An 18666-nucleotide genomic window follows, 5' to 3' on the forward strand; every position below is an offset into this window, starting at 1 on the left:
TTACATGGAAGTTACTGAAGAACTTAATGAAAACAGGATGTTAAGTCTTCAGCAACAATTAAAGGGAACATAGCCTTATTTTTTCCGCCAGCGATTTCGTCTTCCCAATTTAACTTGGGATTCTGATTGAGAATTCGGCAACGCTTGGGGACGAGGAAGAAACTGCTGCTCCGCAGAAAAGTAACGCCCTTGCCCACCATAAACCCCGAGCTCAATTAATGTGTTGAGCTCGTTCTGATTCTCAATTCCCACTGCTATAATTTTAGTTTTACTGTTTGCCGCCGCACCTAGCATACTGCGGACAAATAGCTGGTTTTCATGTCGTTGGTCGATTTTTGCTACTAAACTGCGATGAAGTTTAAGGTAACGAATGTCCACTTCTTTTAAATAGTGAGTGCTGACGATGGTACGCCCAGCCTGCCCAACCATTAAGTGGCACCCTAAACCGGCCAGCATTTTAGCGACTGGTCGCATAAAGTCTAAGTGTCTTACAAATTGTGCTTCAACAAACTCAAAACTGAGACACTTTCTCTGCTCACGTGACAACTGTAAGAGTTCATCACGAAACCATTTAAAGTACTCTCGGTTAGAAAATGGCGTTACATTCAAATTGAGCGCATACGATCTTGAGTTGTCAAAATTATCCTTAAACTCTCTTAAGAATTTATTAATAACTGACTTATCCATTTGCGCTTCATAACCAACCTGTCTGATCGCAGAAATGAACCGAGACGCTTTAACAATCCCATTCTCAGGATCGCGAATCCGACATGTTAACTCTTCATATAATGATTTTTTATGCGTCGCGTCACTTATTGGATGCACAGATTGTGCGTAGAGTATCACACTTTCTGGTGTAAGTGCTGTGTCAAATAACGTTCTCCATCTCACACTTCCGCGAGCTTCTTCATCGTGGTTCCATTTTTTGAAGCGACTCCAATTATTGTTATTTTGTAGTTGCGCACTACGCAAAGCAGTCTCGGCTTCATCAATGATTTGGCTGTGTCGCTCACCTTCTTTATAAGTGGTGATGCCAATATGGCACCAGTTGTCTGGATCAAGTGGCTCTGGCGGCATTAACTTTTCTAACTGGCGAATGCATTGCGAGGCAAGGTTAGCCACATCTTTCGCACTTTGGTGCGGTAGAAAAAGCGCAAAATCAGCATCGTAATAACGGGAAAATACAACATCTGGGTATCGTTGAACTAAATTGGACAATAAACTCCCAACTTCAACAATAAACTCATCCGTAATTTGCTTATCTTGCTCTTCTTCAACCAGTTTCCAGTCTTGAATACGAACTAGCAACACGGCGCCGCGAGCCCCACTTTCTAGTAACGCCGATTCCAACTTGCTATCAAATAACACTCGGTTAGCGGTACCGGTTAGCTTATCAAGGAAGGTTTGAGTTCGAATAAAGGTATCAAATCGGCTTCGCTCTTGACGCGCATCTTGTAACTCTTCGATTAATACATCGAGCGCTTCACTGGCGGTGTAAGGCCATTCTTTTTTGTCACCTTTGGCATACTGCTCCACCCTACCAGCCAGGATCATTCTGCCTCGCTCTTCGAGCATTTCGGAGCCTTCTAATTGCTCCTTAAGCCATGCCACGCCGCGCATTAAGCAGAAGATGATCAATATAACGGCAAGCGTGATCGACCAAAGCGCCTGCATTGAGTAGCTGTAACCTAAGTAAGGGGGAATTGCTTTAAAGTGAATCGTGTAATCTTGATTGTGAGTCAGCTGATACTCTGCCTCAAACAAGACTGACGCTTCCATTTGATGAGAAGTATCTTTGAAGCGATAAACAACGGCGTTGTTGGTCGACAACGTCATTTCGACAATATTGGAAGCCTGCAGCATTTTCGGCATCCAGCGCTGCATAGAATAAGCGGCGTCAGGATCTTCCATCTCCTTGTCGACCACCTCTACGATCCCTTCTAAATAATGGGTGAGATATTCCTGCCCAAGACGTTTAAAAGAGAGGGTGCCACCGACAAACAAGATAAACATGGCGCAGATAACGATCATGGTGACGAAGGCCACCAGCCGTGTGCTTAACTTAAGAGTTGGGGTATACCTCATGAATACCAAATTCCTTTTTTATTCATCATATACCTTATTGAAATATTTATACTTGATAAGAGTTCATCAAACAATCGGATTAGTCTGATAGTGAGAGGCTGGAGCATAAAGAAAATCACACTCATTGATAAGTTTTATTGTTACGCCTAACCTTGCCAAGATAAGCCTGTGAGATCATTAGATTGCGACAATAAAAAAGGCCGCGATATTCGCGGCCTTTTCGATTCAAGCATAAGCAGAATTTAGAACGGGATATCGTCGTCAAAATCCATTGGTGGCTCATTGTACTGCTGCTGTGATTGCTGCGGAGCCTGTTGTTGTGGTTGCTGTTGCTGAGGCGCATTGTACTGCTGCTGAGCTGGCTGTTGAGGCTGACCCCATCCACCTTGTTGCTGCTGTTGACCGCCCATAGGTGCGCCGCCACCTTGAGCACGACCGCCAAGCATTTGCATCACACCATTGAAGCCTTGAACAACGACTTCAGTTGAGTAGCGATCTTGACCACTTTGATCTTGCCATTTGCGAGTTTGCAGTTGCCCTTCAATGTAGACTTGAGAGCCTTTACGCAAGTACTCACCTGCTACTTCCGCAAGTTTGCCGAACAACACAACACGGTGCCATTCCGTTTTTTCGCGCTGTTCGCCAGTCGCTTTATCACGCCATGAATCAGAAGTCGCAATAGTAATGTTTGCTACTGCACCGCCATTCGGCATGTAACGAATTTCAGGGTCGTTACCTAGATTCCCCACCAAAATAACTTTGTTAATTCCACGGCTGGCCATGATGTGCTCCGTTTCACTCTGGATATATAAAATTTTAGCGCATTAGAATAGCACGCTTTAATGTTTTGATTAAAGTCTAATACCATTGTGATCTATTGAGTCACCCTCTAGAACCCAAATCGTATTTCAACTTACGTGTGTAGCATTTTTGATTCGCGTTGCAGACATCGTTTCGTGAAGCTTTGAATTCGAACGCATTTATTCAGTAAAGCGATGGTTATGGCCTCTCTTTAATGCCAGTTTATGGCTTCTATTGAACCCAGGGAGATTGGAACACGTGAGAAAGTCGGCTTACGCAAGAAAGCTATTTCTGATCAGTATGGAAGATAATGCGCAAAAAAAAGTGGCGGCACTCGAAAAGTACGTTGATATGAGCATCCCGGTGATTTCAACCGCAGCACTCATGGAAGCCAAGCCACAACACCGTAATAAAATTCTACTGATCGACTTCAGTGAACATAAATCACTTGTTCAATCGATCAAAAACTTGCCTCTTGTATGGAAAAACTTTGAAACCGTTGTCTTCAACGTGCCTAAAAGACTAACCACGGATGAACTTCTTTCATTTGGTCAATTAAAAGGTGTGTTTTATTCTGAAGATACGCTAGAGCAAATTGGAGAAGGGTTAAAAGGCATTGTTAACGGTCAAAACTGGCTGCCGCGTAATGTAACCAGTCAACTTTTACACTATTACCGCAATGTCATTAATACTCATACTGCACCAGCTACGGTAGACCTAACCATTCGTGAGCTACAAGTACTGCGTTGCCTACAAGCTGGCGCCTCGAACAGTCAGATGGCCGAGGAGTTATTCGTCAGTGAATTCACCATCAAATCGCACTTGTATCAGATATTCAAAAAGCTATCCGTAAAGAACCGAGTACAGGCAATCGCCTGGGCAGACCAAAACTTAATGTCTTGATGCAATGTGAGCGGCTCTGATAACTGAAATGACGAGTCGCTCATCTTTTTTCCGCACCGAGTCTCACATTTTTTCCTACTTTATTCATGATTCATTGATACCTCTCGTGTTAAAGTTATGCGCAGATTCTTGATAAAAACGAGATAGGATATTCCCCCAATGATAAAAAAATGTCTGTTCCCTGCTGCAGGCTATGGCACACGCTTCCTACCGGCAACGAAATCTATGCCAAAAGAGATGATGCCAGTCGTGAACAAACCGCTTATTGAATACGGTGTCGAAGAAGCAATCCAAGCTGGTATGAACGGCATGTGTATTGTGACAGGTCGTGGCAAGCACTCGATCATGGACCACTTTGATAAGAACTACGAACTGGAACATCAGATTAGCGGTACCAACAAAGAAGAGCTGTTGGTAGATATCCGTGAAATCATTGAATCTGCAAACTTCACTTATATACGTCAACGCGAAATGAAAGGCTTGGGCCACGCGATTCTAACTGGACGAGAATTGGTAGGCGATGAGCCATTTGCTGTTGTTCTTGCTGATGACCTTTGTGTGAACGAGCAAGAGGGCGTACTGGCTCAGATGGTGGCACTATTTAAGCAGTTCCGCTGTTCTATCGTTGCAGTGCAAGAAGTACCAGCCGAAGAAACGCACAAATACGGCGTTATCTCTGGTGAAATGATCAAAGACGACATCTATCGCGTAGACGACATGGTAGAAAAACCAGAGAAAGGCACGGCACCTAGCAACCTTGCTATCATTGGCCGCTACATCCTGACTCCCGATATTTTTGAACTGATTGAAAACACCGAACCAGGTAAAGGTGGTGAAATTCAAATCACTGACGCGCTGCTAAAACAAGCAAAAGCGGGCTGTGTATTGGCTTACAAATTCAAGGGCAAACGCTTTGACTGTGGTAGCGTTGAAGGTTACATCGAAGCAACTAACTATTGTTTTGAAAACCTGTATCTAAAAGATGAAAAAACCTCTGAGCTAGGTAAGCACGCAACACAAAAAGCAGTATAAAGCATCGTTATAGTACGAAATTACTGTATCGAAAGCCCAGCACAACGCTGGGCTTTTTACTTTACTGTTTTTTTATCCAGTAATTTTCTTTGCACATTTCTCACACTATGTAATACTTGCCCCACTTGGTTATACATAGAGCAAAAACGATGGATAAAATAGAAGTTCGCGGTGCCCGAACCCATAACCTTAAAGACATTAATCTTACAATCCCTCGCGATAAACTGATTGTCATTACTGGACTAAGTGGCTCCGGTAAATCCTCTCTCGCTTTCGATACATTGTATGCAGAAGGCCAACGACGCTACGTAGAGTCTCTCTCTGCCTACGCTCGTCAGTTTTTGTCTCTGATGGAAAAACCCGATGTCGACCACATTGAAGGGTTATCACCTGCGATTTCTATTGAACAGAAATCTACTTCTCATAACCCGCGTTCAACCGTCGGTACAATTACCGAAGTCTACGACTACTTACGTCTATTGTATGCTCGTGTGGGCGAACCCCGCTGTCCAACGCACCATGCCCCTCTTGCTGCGCAAACCATCAGCCAAATGGTGGACAAAGTCCTAGAGATGCCGGAAGGCAGCAAAATGATGCTATTGGCGCCTATTGTCAAAGAACGTAAAGGTGAGCATGTTAAAACGCTTGAGAACTTAGCGGCTCAAGGCTTTATTCGTGCGCGTATTGATGGAGAAACTTGCGATCTTTCCGATCCTCCAACCCTTGAACTACATAAAAAGCACACCATTGAAGTTGTGGTAGACCGCTTTAAAGTTCGTCCAGACTTACAACAGCGCTTGGCCGAATCTTTCGAGACAACACTCGAATTATCAGGCGGAATTGCAGTTGTCGCGCCAATGGATGGCGACGGTGAAGAGATTATTTTCTCCGCCAACTTCGCTTGTCCACAATGTGGTTACAGCATGCAAGAGTTAGAGCCGCGACTTTTCTCATTCAACAATCCTGCTGGTGCATGTGGCACTTGTGATGGCTTGGGTGTTCAACAATACTTCGATCCAAGCCGAGTCATTCAAGATGATTCATTAAGCTTGGCACAAGGTGCGATTCGCGGTTGGGATCAAAAGAACTACTACTACTTCCAAATGCTCACCTCATTGGCCGATCATTATGGTTTTGACCTCCATGCCCCTTTTAATTCTCTGCCAAAGAAAACGCAAGATGTCATTCTAAAGGGCTCAGGTCGTACTGAGATTGAGTTTAAATACATCAACGATCGTGGCGATATTCGCGTTAAACGCCATCCATTCGAAGGTATTCTGAATACCCTAGAACGTCGCTATCGTGATACAGAATCCAACTCTGTCCGTGAAGAGCTTGCAAAATACATCTCCACTAAATCTTGTTCAAGCTGTGGCGGTACTCGTCTACGCCTCGAAGCACGTAACGTGTTTATTGCTGATACGACACTACCTGAGATTGTTGAACTCAGCATTGCTGATGCATTGGAGTTCTTCCATTCCTTGAAACTGGAAGGTCAACGAGCCCAAATCGCTGAAAAAGTGATGAAGGAAATCAACGACCGCCTGCAATTCTTAGTTAACGTCGGTTTGAACTACCTAAACTTATCACGCAGTGCAGAAACCTTATCAGGCGGTGAAGCTCAACGTATTCGTTTAGCAAGCCAAATTGGTGCAGGTCTTGTTGGTGTCATGTACGTCTTAGATGAACCGTCGATTGGTCTCCACCAGCGTGATAATGAACGCTTATTAAAAACGCTCACTCATTTGCGCGATTTAGGTAATACCGTACTTGTGGTAGAACACGATGAAGATGCGATTCGCTGTGCAGATCATGTCATAGATATTGGTCCTGGTGCTGGCGTACATGGTGGTAATGTTGTTGCGGAAGGCACCATGGAAGAGATAATCGCAAATCCGAATTCTCTGACAGGTCAGTACTTAAGTGGTGTTAAAGAAATCGCAGTACCGAAAGATCGCACGCCGCGAGATCCGAAAAAAACGGTTGAGCTATTAGGCGCAACAGGTAATAACCTTAAAAACGTTAACCTTTCAATTCCTGTTGGGTTATTCAGCTGTATTACAGGAGTATCTGGCTCAGGTAAATCAACGCTGATTAATGATACTTTCTTTAAAATTGCGCATACCCAACTTAACGGAGCGACAACGGCTCAGCCTTCACCTTATAAATCGATTAAAGGTCTAGAGCACTTCGATAAAGTCATCGATATCGATCAAAGCCCAATTGGCCGTACACCTCGCTCTAACCCTGCAACCTATACGGGGATCTTTACACCAATCCGTGAACTATTTGCAGGCACACAGGAGTCGCGTTCTCGCGGTTACAAACCGGGCCGTTTTAGTTTTAACGTGCGCGGTGGTCGTTGTGAGGCCTGTCAGGGTGACGGTGTTATCAAAGTAGAAATGCACTTCCTACCAGATGTTTATGTGCCATGTGATGTGTGTAAAGGTAAACGCTACAACCGTGAAACGCTCGAAGTACGTTACAAAGGTAAAACTATTGATGAAGTGCTAGAAATGACGGTCGAAGATGCACGCACCTTCTTCGATCCAGTTCCTGCCATCGCTCGCAAACTACAAACACTGATGGATGTGGGTTTGTCGTACATACGATTGGGTCAAGCGGCAACAACACTCTCCGGTGGTGAAGCACAGCGTGTGAAACTGGCGCGAGAGCTATCCAAACGTGATACAGGAAAAACCTTGTACATTTTGGATGAACCAACAACCGGCTTGCACTTCCATGATATCCAGCAGTTGCTCACTGTACTGCACAGACTTCGCGACCACGGAAACACTGTCGTGGTGATCGAGCATAACCTGGACGTCATTAAGACTGCGGACTGGATTATCGATCTTGGTCCTGAAGGGGGTCAAGGTGGCGGCGAGATAATCGCTCAAGGCACTCCGGAAGATGTGTCGCAAATCGAGGGTTCGCACACAGCTCACTTCCTTAAGCCTATGTTGAAGTAGAAAAAACAGGTAAAGTATCGAGACCAGCAAGTGCTGGTCTTTTTTCATTCAAAACAACGCAATAACTATGGCTACTATACATGTAAGTGGAACAAAGCTTTCTCCCGAAAAAGTACAGGTTCCCCTCAATCGCAAGTTTCTCATTGCCTTGGCAACACTATTTGTGTTGGCAATGCACTTTTTCATGCCCAACCCCGGCGGTTCGGGGCTTTCACTTTCGTTCAATGCGACAACTTGGATTGCTTTTAGCTTTGCATTAGGCATTGGGTGTTACCAACTTGCGAATAATCGAGTACTACGTTACTCAAAACTAACCATCGGCTTGTTCATTAGTGCTCTTATCATGACGGTGCCCATTCTGTACCCAAATGCAAATAGCAGTTTGGCAGCCAATAAGCTCATTGGCCTGTGGTGTGGTGTCCTGTTCTTTATTGTTTTACAACAATTTCATTTCAGTAATAAACATCGCCAACGCCTATTATGGTTCATTGTCCTTGCGGTTGTTATCGAAGCCATTTTTGGTCTGACACAATATCTGTATCTCAAACCAGGCAATCCGTTTGGTTACGACACGGTGGCCAATCGTCCTTATGGTATTTTCCAACAGCCCAATGTAATGGCCAGTTTTCTTGCGACAGGGTTGGTGATTGCCAGCTATTTACTTGCACGTCAGCCCTACAAATACGATCGTAAGTTAAGCGATGTTTACCTTCTCTATGCCGTACCAGTTTTAACTTTACCACTAATTGTGGCGTTGGCTTCACGCACTGGTTGGTTAGCCTCGGTCATCGCCGTGTTGTTGGTCATTCCATACATGTACCGCTTTGCAACCAAAGGGCGCTTTATCCGCTGGGTTGTGTCACTTGTAAGTGGGCTCTTACTCTCAGTCGTTGTCATGCATCTTGCCTTTCCTGATGGAGGTGGGTTAGCCGCAGAAAAAGTAAATATGGAGTCTCCTCGAGCGTATACTTTTCCGCAAACATTAGACATGGTGATTGAAAAGCCTTTTACTGGTTATGGATATGGCAAGTTTGAATCTGAGTACATGCTGTATACGGCTCGTCAACATGCCCTTAATGAGAATTACCCAGCAGGTTTGCCTGCCATGGATCATCCGCATAACGAGCTGCTTTACTGGGGAGTAGAAGGTGGCTTACTGCCAATACTCGGCATCTTCTTAGCGATGGCACTGGTACTGTATCGAATCTATCAAGCCAAACGCGGAACTCGTCTTGCGTTGCTGGGCTTGTTTATACCTATCGTATTGCACTCACAACTGGAATACCCTTTCTACCACTCTCTCGTGCATTGGTTGATCTTCGTTATCCTACTGTACTGGGTCGATCAGCGCGTCTCTCGTTATCGACAAGTTGGCTTTAGTAATGTAACCAAAAGCTTGCTGCGTGTTTTTAGTTTGGTACTTCCCGTTGCGTTTACGTTTTACATGGTAAGCGCATTACATACGAACTATGTATTGACGAAGTTTGAGACCACTAGACCAACTAACCCTGATATTCTGAATCAAGTCAGTAACCCTGTAGTTTGGAAAGACAGATTTGATTGGGATGTCTATAGCACGTTTTTAAACCTTGGGCTGTACCAACAAGACGCAACCTTGATTCAGCCTTATATCGATTGGTCGCTAAAAATCATCAAAGATAAGCCTCGCCCTGCATTTTATAATAATTTGATTTTGGCCTACCAAGGCTTAGATGACTCAAGTAAAGCGGAGCAAATTAGAGCTGAAGCGCAGTTTTTGTTCCCGAAGATTGATTTCAGTGACGTCAATTACCAACCACCTTCTCAAGCAATCTCTGCCTCACCAGCCCCCACTTCAGGTGAATAGTAATAAGTACAAAAAAGCGAAGGGATGACCTTCGCTTTTCTTCATCTCATTGCTGTATGATTTTATTCAGTGAGTGACTCTTCTAACGCTTTTAAGCACAGCGCAACGTTTTCAGATCGAGCGCCGTAACCCATTAAGCCAATACGCCACGCTTTACCAGCTAATGCCCCAAGGCCTGCACCAATTTCTAGGTTATAGGTTTCTAGCAAGTGAGCACGAACTTTTGCTTCATCAATTCCTTCAGGCACGTAAATCGCATTTAATTGTGGCAACCGATGGGCTTCGTCCACAACAAATTCAAAGCCTAACTTTTGTAAGCCATTTTTGAGTTTTTCATGCATCAGTTGGTGACGAGCCCAAGCGTTTTCTAATCCTTCATTTTTCAGTATCAATAAAGCTTCATGAAGCGCATACAAGCTATTAACTGGCGCCGTATGATGGTAACTACGCTTGCCTTCTCCACTCCAATACCCCAAAACTAAACTCTGATCGAGGAACCAACTCTGTACTGGTGTTGTTCTTGCTTGAATCTTTTCAATCGCGGCAGTAGAAAACGTCACTGGTGAGAGCCCAGGTACACATGACAAACATTTTTGACTACCAGAGTAAACCGCATCCAGTTGCCATTCATCCACTTTTAACGGCACACCACCAAGTGACGTCACCGCATCAACAATAGATAATGCATTATGCTGTTTCGCCAGCTTACCCAATGCTTGAGCATCACTGACTGCACCAGTTGAGGTTTCCGCATGCACAAAAGCAAGAATTTTTGTATCTGGGTGCTGTTCGAGTGCTTGCTCGACTTTATCAATGGAAACAGGCGTCCCCCATTCATCATCGACGATAACAACTTCGCCACCAGCACGGACGACATTTTCGCGCATGCGTTCACCAAATACACCATTACGGCAGACGATCACTTTATCGCCTTTCTCGATCAAGTTTACAAAGCAGGTTTCCATCCCTGCACTACCTGGCGCTGAAACCGCAATAGTGAATTCATTGTCAGTTTGAAAGGCATACTTCAATAGCTGCTTGAGCTCATCCATCATACCGATAAACAGAGGATCAAGGTGACCTACCGTAGGACGGCTTAGTGCTTGTAACACTTGAGGATAAATATCAGAAGGACCAGGTCCCATTAAAATACGGTGAGGCGGAATAAAGCTTTGGATCGACATGTCAGCTCCTTGATTATCTTTTATCCTGAGCATTCTAAAAGTTCTATTCAATAACATGGCTCAGGTGTAGGGTTCTTCACCCTAATAGATTTTTCCTCTATCAGCAATTAGCCGTAAGTATGGAGGTCAAACCAGTGTCACAAAATCGTTAATAAAAAACACCATAAAGGTTGAAATATTGATTGACATTAAGGCCTCAAAACCGTTCAATGTTTGAGCTTTATGTAGAAGAGGAGCGCTACCCAGGTAGATGATTTGTGGAACCGCAATTCCAACACCAATCATTGAGGGGGAGTAGTGCCGAGGTAAGTCAAAGTTGCAGGATTTGACTTGTCGGTTGAATTGGGCTGAATCCCATCAACTGTCATCAGCGCAGTCTGATGAAGGGCTTCTGAGGGTAAATTTTTCAAATAGCATTCTAAATACCTCTCTTTTTGCTCTGTTCCTTTTCTCACTAAACATTGGATGTACAATTTTTTAGGAAGTCGTGGGAGAACGCAGTGAGCGCATTTAACGTAGCTAAATTCGGTGGAACCAGTGTTGCCAACTTTGAGGCAATGAGTCGTTGCGCCACCATTATCGAAAACAATCCAAATACTCGCCTGGTCGTGAGCAGCGCTTGCTCTGGCGTCACCAACCTATTGGTAGAACTCGCCAACGGCGTTCAGGATCAAACGCACCGTACTGAGCTGCTGCAAAATCTGGCCAACATTCATGACGCCATTTTAACTCAGCTCGAAGACAGCACGAAAACTGCTGCCGAGGTGTATGGCATATTAGATACCGTAACCAGCCTGGCCGAGGCTGCATCTATCCAAGCTAGTGCGAAGTTAACCGATCATTTAGTCGCATGTGGTGAACTCATGTCGACGCACATTCTAACTCAGTTAATGTGTGAGCGAGGCATTCAAGCAGTGCGCTTTGATATCCGCGATGTGCTGCGTACTGATGACAACTTTGGTCGCGCGGAGCCAAACATTGAAGCAATTTCGACGCTTGCGCAAGATAAACTCGTACCACTTTGCCAACAATCCGTTGTTGTTACTCAAGGCTTCATAGGATCTGACGAAGCCGGTAATACAACAACATTAGGTCGAGGGGGCAGCGATTACAGCGCCGCCTTAATTGCTGAGAGCGTTAAAGCGGCAGGGCTAGAAATCTGGACTGATGTTCCGGGAATCTACACAACAGACCCGCGAATTGCACCAAAAGCCTCACCAATTCCCGAGATCAGCTTTAGTGAAGCTTCAGAAATGGCTAACTTTGGCGCTAAAATCCTTCACCCTTCTACGCTAGTACCTGCATTGCGCCACGACATTCCGGTATTTGTAGGGTCATCGAAAGAGCCAGAAAAAGGGGGAACTTGGATTCGCCACCAAGTCGAAAGCTCACCGTTATTCCGTGCGCTAGCTTTGCGTTGTAACCAAACCATGGTAACGCTACGCAGCGCCAATATGTTCCACGCATACGGTTTTTTAGCAAAGGTCTTTGAGATCCTTGCAAAGCATAAGATCTCTGTCGATTTGATCACGACATCTGAAATCAGTGTATCGTTAACACTTGATCAAACTGATACCTCTGGCGGAGCACCACAGCTGCCGCAAGCTGCACGAGAAGAGTTAGAAGAGTTATGTAAGGTAGAAGTTGAACATGACCTATGCCTCGTTGCTCTCATTGGAAACAACATGAGTGAGAGTAAAGGCTACGCGAAACAGGTTTTTGGCACGCTAGAAGATTTTAACCTACGCATGATTTGTTATGGCGCTAGCCCTCACAACTTATGCTTCTTGCTCCATGAATCGGTATCGAAACAAGCCATACAAAAACTCCACACTGAGTTGTTTGAGAAGTAAGTTCAACTCAATAAAACAAAGGGCTGCGTATTTGCAGCCCTTTGTCGTTTCATTAGTTGTTACATTTGGACGAGGTAAACATCAATTTAACCGTTAATGTTTGGCCCTAACCATTTTTCAGCCTCGATCCTATCCCACCCCTTACGATCGGCGTAACTCTCTAGCTGATCTTCTTGGATCTGTGCGATCGCAAAGTAACGTGAGTCAGGATGAGAGAAATACCAACCAGAGACTGACGCGCCCGGATACATTGCATAGCTGGAGGTTAGAGTCATACCAATGTTCTCTTCCACATTAAGTAACTCCCAAAGCGGTCCTTTTTCAGTATGTTCAGGACACGCGGGATAACCCGGCGCAGGGCGAATACCTTGGTATTTTTCACGAATGAGATCATCGTTAGATAAATCTTCATCAGCTGCATAACCCCAAATTTCTTTACGGACACGCTCATGCAAATACTCAGCAAACGCTTCGGCTAGGCGATCCGCCACCGCTTGAATCATAATTGCGTTGTAATCATCTCCCTGTGCTTTGTATTCATCAGCAAGCTCTCGTTCACCAATACCACCAGTGACAGCAAATGCCCCTATCCAATCATGTTTATCCGACTCTTTAGGTGCGATGTAGTCGGATAAACAATAGTTGAATCCTTTTGGTTTCTCGGTCTGTTGTCGCAAGTTACGTAATACTTTCACAACGTCGGTACGAGTTTCATCAGCATAAACTTCAATGTCGTCCCCCACGCTCGCAGCAGGGAATAAGCCACACATTCCACGCGCTTTTAACAGGCCTTCTCGCTCAACTCGATCAAGTAACTCGTTGGCATCTTCGAATAAACGTTTTGCTTCTTCACCAACTTCTTCATGTTGGAAAATTGTTGGATACTTACCCACAAGTGACCAAGTCATAAAGAATGGTGTCCAATCGATGTATTGACGTAATATAGCCACATCAAAATCATCGAAGATATGAATGCCAGGCTTAACAGGCACTGGAGGGGTGTAAGCTTCCCAATCGATAGCAACTTTATTCGCTCGAGCCGCTTCTAATGTCACTGGTTTGGTTCTCGGTTTCTTTCGATTATGTTGATCACGTACTCGTTCGTAATCAGCTTCAAGTTTTTCAACAAACTCAGGGCGACGTTCATCTGACAGAAGAGAAGTACATACGCCCACTGCACGTGAGGCGTTGTTCACGTAAACCACTGGATGCTTGTAATTTTGCTCAATCTTAACTGCTGTATGGGCTTTTGACGTTGTTGCGCCACCGATGAGAAGAGGTAAGTTAAAGTCGAGACGCTCCATCTCTTTTGCAACATGCACCATTTCGTCTAATGAAGGCGTGATCAACCCTGATAAACCAATAATATCGACGTTTTCTTCTTGCGCTACTTTTAAGATCTTTTCGCAAGGAACCATGACACCAAGATCGATAATTTCGTAGTTATTGCACTGCAATACAACGCCAACGATATTTTTCCCGATATCATGTACATCACCTTTGACCGTCGCTAGCAAAATCTTACCGTTTGTTTGTCCCACCTGCTTTTCTGCATTGATGTAGGGCTCCAGATGCGCGACTGCTTGCTTCATCACTCGTGCAGATTTTACGACCTGAGGAAGGAACATTTTACCTTCACCAAACAAGTCTCCGACGACGTTCATCCCATCCATTAGTGGGCCTTCAATCACCTCTAATGGCTTTGAAGCGTTGACACGAGCCTCTTCGGTATCATCAACGATGAACTCAGTTATTCCTTTCACTAACGCGTGCTCTAAGCGCTTTTCAACAGGCCAAGTTCTCCACTCAAGTGCAGAGGCATCCTCCTCTTTACCTACCCCTTTGCCTGCATATTCCGCCGCGATATCTAACAATCTCTCAGTGGCGTCATCATGACGGTTAAGAACGACATCTTCCACAGCCTCACGCAATTTTTCAGGCACGTTATCGTAGATTTCTAACTGACCCGCATTCACAATCCCCATATCCATACCATTTTTAAAACAGTGGTAGAGGAACACCGCGTGAATCGCTTCACGTACATAGTTATTGCCACGGAAAGAGAATGAGACGTTAGAAACACCACCCGAGATCATCGCATGTGGTAAATAACGTTTGATATCGCCAACGGCTTCAATGAAATCCACCGCGTAGTTATTATGCTCCTCGATCCCCGTAGCAATGGCAAAAATGTTTGGGTCAAAAATGATGTCTTCTGGTGGAAAGCCCACTTCATCAACAAGAATTCGGTAAGCGTTGGTACAAATTTCTACTTTGCGCTCACGTGTATCTGCTTGCCCAATCTCATCAAACGCCATCACAATCACAGCCGCACCGTAACGGCGGATCAACTTAGCTTGTTCAACGAATTTCTCTTTGCCTTCTTTGAGAGAGATCGAGTTAACAATGCCTTTTCCTTGGATGCACTTAAGACCGGCTTCAATAACCTCCCACTTGGAAGAGTCAACCATGATTGGTACTTTTGAGATTTCAGGTTCTGACGCACAAAGGTTTAAAAAGCGAACCATACAAGCTTGTGCATCCAACATGCCTTCATCCATGTTGATATCGATAATTTGAGCGCCATTTTCAACTTGTTGACGAGCCACATCGAGCGCTTCATCGTACAGTTCTTCTTTAATCAAGCGCTTAAAACGCGCAGAACCGGTTACATTCGTACGCTCACCGACATTGATAAATAAAGAGTCTTTATCAATAGCGAGTGGCTCTAGGCCAGACAAGCGACAAGCAACGGGAAGTTCAGGTAATTGACGAGGGGCGATATTTTCAACCGCGAGTGCCATTTGGCGAATGTGCTCAGGAGTTGTACCACAACACCCACCAATCAAGTTTAAAAAGCCACTTTGAGCCCACTCTTTAACATGCTTAGCCATATCTTCTGGCGACAAATCGTATTCGCCGAATGCATTCGGAAGCCCAGCATTTGGGTGAGCGGAAACAAAAGATTCTGATATACGCGAGAGCTCTTCAACATAAGGACGCAGTTCATCCGGGCCAAGTGCACAGTTCAAACCAAACGAAATCGGTTTAACATGACGTAATGAGTTGTAAAACGCTTCTGTGGTTTGACCGGATAATGTTCTACCGGAAGCATCAGTAATAGTCCCCGAGATCATCACAGGTAACTCAATACCCATCTCTTCAAACACACTTTCAACAGCAAATGAACAAGCCTTAGCGTTAAGAGTATCGAAGATGGTCTCGATAAGAATAAGATCAGAACCACCTTTAATCAGCGCTCGAGTCGATTCAGAGTAAGCCTCAACTAACTCGTCGAAAGAAACATTTCGATATCCAGGGTCGTTTACATCAGGAGAGATAGAACAAGTGCGGTTCGTCGGCCCTAAAACCCCTGCGACATAACGCGGTTTATCGGGTGTTTTTTCGGTCCATTCGTCTGCAACTTCACGTGCAAGCTTGGCAGCTGCAAAGTTAATTTCTTCACTTAGGCTTTCCATCTCGTAGTCAGCCATCGCAATGGTTGTTGCGTTAAACGTGTTGGTTTCGAGAATATCTGCACCCGCTTCTAAATATGCAGCGTGAATTTCCTTGATAAGTTGAGGCTGACTTAGAACCAACAGGTCGTTGTTACCTTTTAGATCACAATGCCAATCCGCAAAGCGCGTTCCTCGATAGTCTTGCTCTTCAAGTTTGTATCCCTGAATCATGGTTCCCATACCACCATCAATCAAAAGAATACGTTGCTTCAATTGAGCTTCAATCTGTTGTCTTACGTTACTTCCCACAGTACAGCCTCATTCCTTTAGTTATCTTTCCATCCTATCACACAAACCTCAGGAGTCTAGACGTCTAAACGTGGAATTAATGATTATTTTATCTCCTTCTTAACTTACAAAATAATCACGAAAAAATGTTTGCTATTTAAGCAGCATCAGCCGAGAATTCCATTCATAAAATGTTACAAATAGAGAGCTCTATGTCGGTCTATCATACTTTATGTTTTCTATCCGCAGCTGCGATGCTAATTGCTTTTGTAAACAGCAAGATAGGAAAGATGCAAACCACCATTGCGATTACCGCAGGTTCAATGGTGCTTTCACTTCTAATCTTAATTGCGGGTCAAAACAACTGGTTCCATCTCACCGAAATTGCAACGGAGACGGTCACAAGGATTAACTTCGAAGATTTCTTGCTCAAAGGCATTCTTGGCTTCTTACTATTTGCTGGTGGACTAGGCATCAAACTCCCGAACCTTAAAGATCAAAAGTGGGAGATCACTGTTTTAGCCCTTGGAGCTACACTGTTTTCTACGTTCTTTATTGGATTTGCGCTGTATGGGTTTTGTCAGTTAATTGGCATCCAATTTGATTTGGTCTACTGCTTACTATTTGGTGCTCTAATATCGCCAACTGACCCAATCGCTGTATTGGCTATTGTGAAAAAACTAGATGCTCCTAAACGTATCTCCACTCAGATTGAAGGAGAATCGCTCTTCAATGATGGCTTCGGTTTGGTTATCTTCGTCACTCTATTTACGATTGCATTTGGCACTGAGGCACCAACTGTAGGTAGTGTCACCTTGCTCTTCATCCAAGAAGCTATCGGTGGTATCACATATGGTTTCGTCCTCGGTTTGCTATTCCACTACTTGATCAGTGCCACCGATGATCACTCAATGGAATTGTTACTTACCATTGGTGTCCCAACGGCAGGTTACGCATTTGCTGAATACATCCATGTATCAGGCCCACTCGCAATGGTTGTATCCGGTATTATGATTGGCAACTGGACACGCTTTATTGGCTTTTCAAAAGAGAGTGAAGATCACCTTGACCATTTTTGGGAGCTTGTTGATGAGTTCTTGAATGGCGTGTTATTCCTACTGATCGGCATGTCGATGCTGCTATTTGAATTCCACAAAGAAGACTGGATCATGATGGCTATTTCAGTCCCTCTTGTACTAGCAGCTCGCTATCTAAGTGTATTTCTTTCTTACATAGGCTTTAAACGTTACAGAAAATATAATCCATGGTCAGTGCGTGTTTTGACGTGGGGCGGCTTACGCGGGGGCCTTGCATTGGCAATGGCACTTTCCATTCCATCTGGTATTTGGGTGATTCAAGATAAGTTAATCGATGTAAAAGAGATTATTCTTGTAATGACCTACTCCGTCGTTGTTTTCTCTATCCTCATTCAAGGCTCAACAATCACTCCAATGATTGAAAAAGCAAAAGCAGAAGAGAAGAAGATGGAAGAGAACAACCAAGCAATAACCACTCCGGAACATACGGAGCCAGTTGACTCTTAAAGACACGTAACTTAATAAAAAAAGCAGCTACCTAGCTGCTTTTTTCATAACTAATTTTCAGACTCCCCTTCAAGAACGAATGCTCCTTATTCTTTGATATACCTTCAAATATACTAAGAATCGCTACGCTACATTTTCATAGATACTAACTATTGCCGATAGATAGTATTCATAGACGAGCCTTTTAATTTACCCATTTATCACTTCTCTTCTCTTCTCTTCTCTTGGCAATATAGGCTCCTCGCAAATATCAAAGCTAAACTTCCACAATACTTAGCAATGAGCGAGTTTGTATTTTTATGAGAAAGATACATTTAGGGTGATTGCGTTCAGAACCCAAACAGGTTAGCAATCTCACCAAGATAAAACTGAGCTAGCATTCAGGTAGATCAAGGCCTTAACAGAAATTTAGTCCCCCTCTCTCTTGATCTCAGTGAGACTAAACTTGTATTCAAAGTCGTCCTGTTTTCAAAATTGGAACAAGTGACACCTCAAACAATTAAACTCTGTCACATACCTAGATTTTCTAATATCGAACAAAAGGAGCTTTGGTGAATGAAGAGGCTCAAAACTAGCGCTCGAGACTGCAGAAACCACACAAAACTGCGTTCCACTTCACTCATACAGGGCTTAGAAAGCATCGCCAGAGGGAAGCCGGCCTCTCGATGCAAGGTTTCAATATGAAAGTGGGTTTAAGGTA

Annotated in this window: 10 protein-coding genes and 1 riboswitch; of the genes, 6 read left to right on the forward strand and 4 right to left on the reverse strand. The window is 44.2% G+C overall.

Annotated elements, in window-relative coordinates:
- Window positions 1-75: 75 nt before the first annotated feature.
- Together csrD and R8O11_RS23570 are read right to left on the reverse strand one after the other, a co-directional pair.
- Window positions 76-2085: an RNase E specificity factor CsrD gene (csrD, locus tag R8O11_RS23565; protein WP_005381201.1), complete on the reverse strand. Its 2010-nt coding sequence runs from the start codon at window positions 2083-2085 to the stop codon at window positions 76-78.
- A gap of 242 nt (window positions 2086-2327) precedes the next feature.
- Window positions 2328-2867 (reverse strand): single-stranded DNA-binding protein, encoded by a 540-nt coding sequence (locus R8O11_RS23570; RefSeq protein ID WP_005381235.1) that lies wholly within the window; start codon window positions 2865-2867, stop codon window positions 2328-2330.
- Between the two features lie 277 nt (window positions 2868-3144).
- Between R8O11_RS23570 and R8O11_RS23575 the strand changes: the two genes are divergently transcribed.
- From R8O11_RS23575 to R8O11_RS23590, 4 genes are all read left to right on the forward strand, one after another.
- The gene (locus R8O11_RS23575) at window positions 3145-3789 is read left to right on the forward strand and encodes a LuxR C-terminal-related transcriptional regulator (RefSeq protein ID WP_005381237.1); all 645 of its coding nucleotides are present in this window, start codon (window positions 3145-3147) and stop codon (window positions 3787-3789) included.
- A gap of 159 nt (window positions 3790-3948) precedes the next feature.
- Window positions 3949-4821, forward strand: a complete 873-nt coding sequence (gene galU, locus R8O11_RS23580; protein ID WP_005381239.1) for a UTP--glucose-1-phosphate uridylyltransferase GalU — start codon at window positions 3949-3951, stop codon at window positions 4819-4821.
- A gap of 149 nt (window positions 4822-4970) precedes the next feature.
- Window positions 4971-7793 carry an excinuclease ABC subunit UvrA gene (gene uvrA / locus R8O11_RS23585; RefSeq protein ID WP_033907424.1) on the forward strand — a complete coding sequence of 941 codons (2823 nt, stop codon included), beginning with the start codon at window positions 4971-4973 and terminating at the stop codon, window positions 7791-7793.
- Between the two features lie 67 nt (window positions 7794-7860).
- Window positions 7861-9639: a PglL family O-oligosaccharyltransferase gene (locus tag R8O11_RS23590; protein ID WP_171344983.1), complete on the forward strand. Its 1779-nt coding sequence runs from the start codon at window positions 7861-7863 to the stop codon at window positions 9637-9639.
- 62 nt (window positions 9640-9701) lie between these two features.
- Here the strand turns inward: R8O11_RS23590 and R8O11_RS23595 are convergent, their stop codons facing one another.
- Window positions 9702-10823 carry a pyridoxal-phosphate-dependent aminotransferase family protein gene (locus R8O11_RS23595; protein ID WP_005381245.1) on the reverse strand — a complete coding sequence of 374 codons (1122 nt, stop codon included), beginning with the start codon at window positions 10821-10823 and terminating at the stop codon, window positions 9702-9704.
- Window positions 10824-11043: 220 nt separating this feature from the next.
- Window positions 11044-11222, forward strand: a riboswitch (Lysine riboswitch).
- A 101-nt stretch (window positions 11223-11323) separates the two neighbouring features.
- Here R8O11_RS23595 and lysC point away from each other — a divergent pair.
- On the forward strand, window positions 11324-12676 hold the full coding sequence (gene lysC, locus R8O11_RS23600; RefSeq protein WP_017821324.1) for a lysine-sensitive aspartokinase 3: 1353 nt from the start codon (window positions 11324-11326) through the stop codon (window positions 12674-12676).
- A gap of 86 nt (window positions 12677-12762) precedes the next feature.
- Here lysC and metH read toward each other — a convergent pair whose 3' ends face one another.
- Complete coding sequence (gene metH / locus R8O11_RS23605) at window positions 12763-16443, reverse strand: methionine synthase (protein ID WP_205391017.1); 3681 nt, start codon at window positions 16441-16443, stop codon at window positions 12763-12765.
- A gap of 191 nt (window positions 16444-16634) precedes the next feature.
- On the opposite strand from metH, the gene R8O11_RS23610 reads away from it, so the two are divergent.
- Window positions 16635-17966, forward strand: coding sequence for a cation:proton antiporter (locus tag R8O11_RS23610; protein WP_205391018.1), 1332 nt, complete (start codon window positions 16635-16637; stop codon window positions 17964-17966).
- Window positions 17967-18666 lie beyond the last annotated feature (700 nt).

The sequence above is a fragment of the Vibrio sp. 1288 genome (assembly GCF_033344475.1).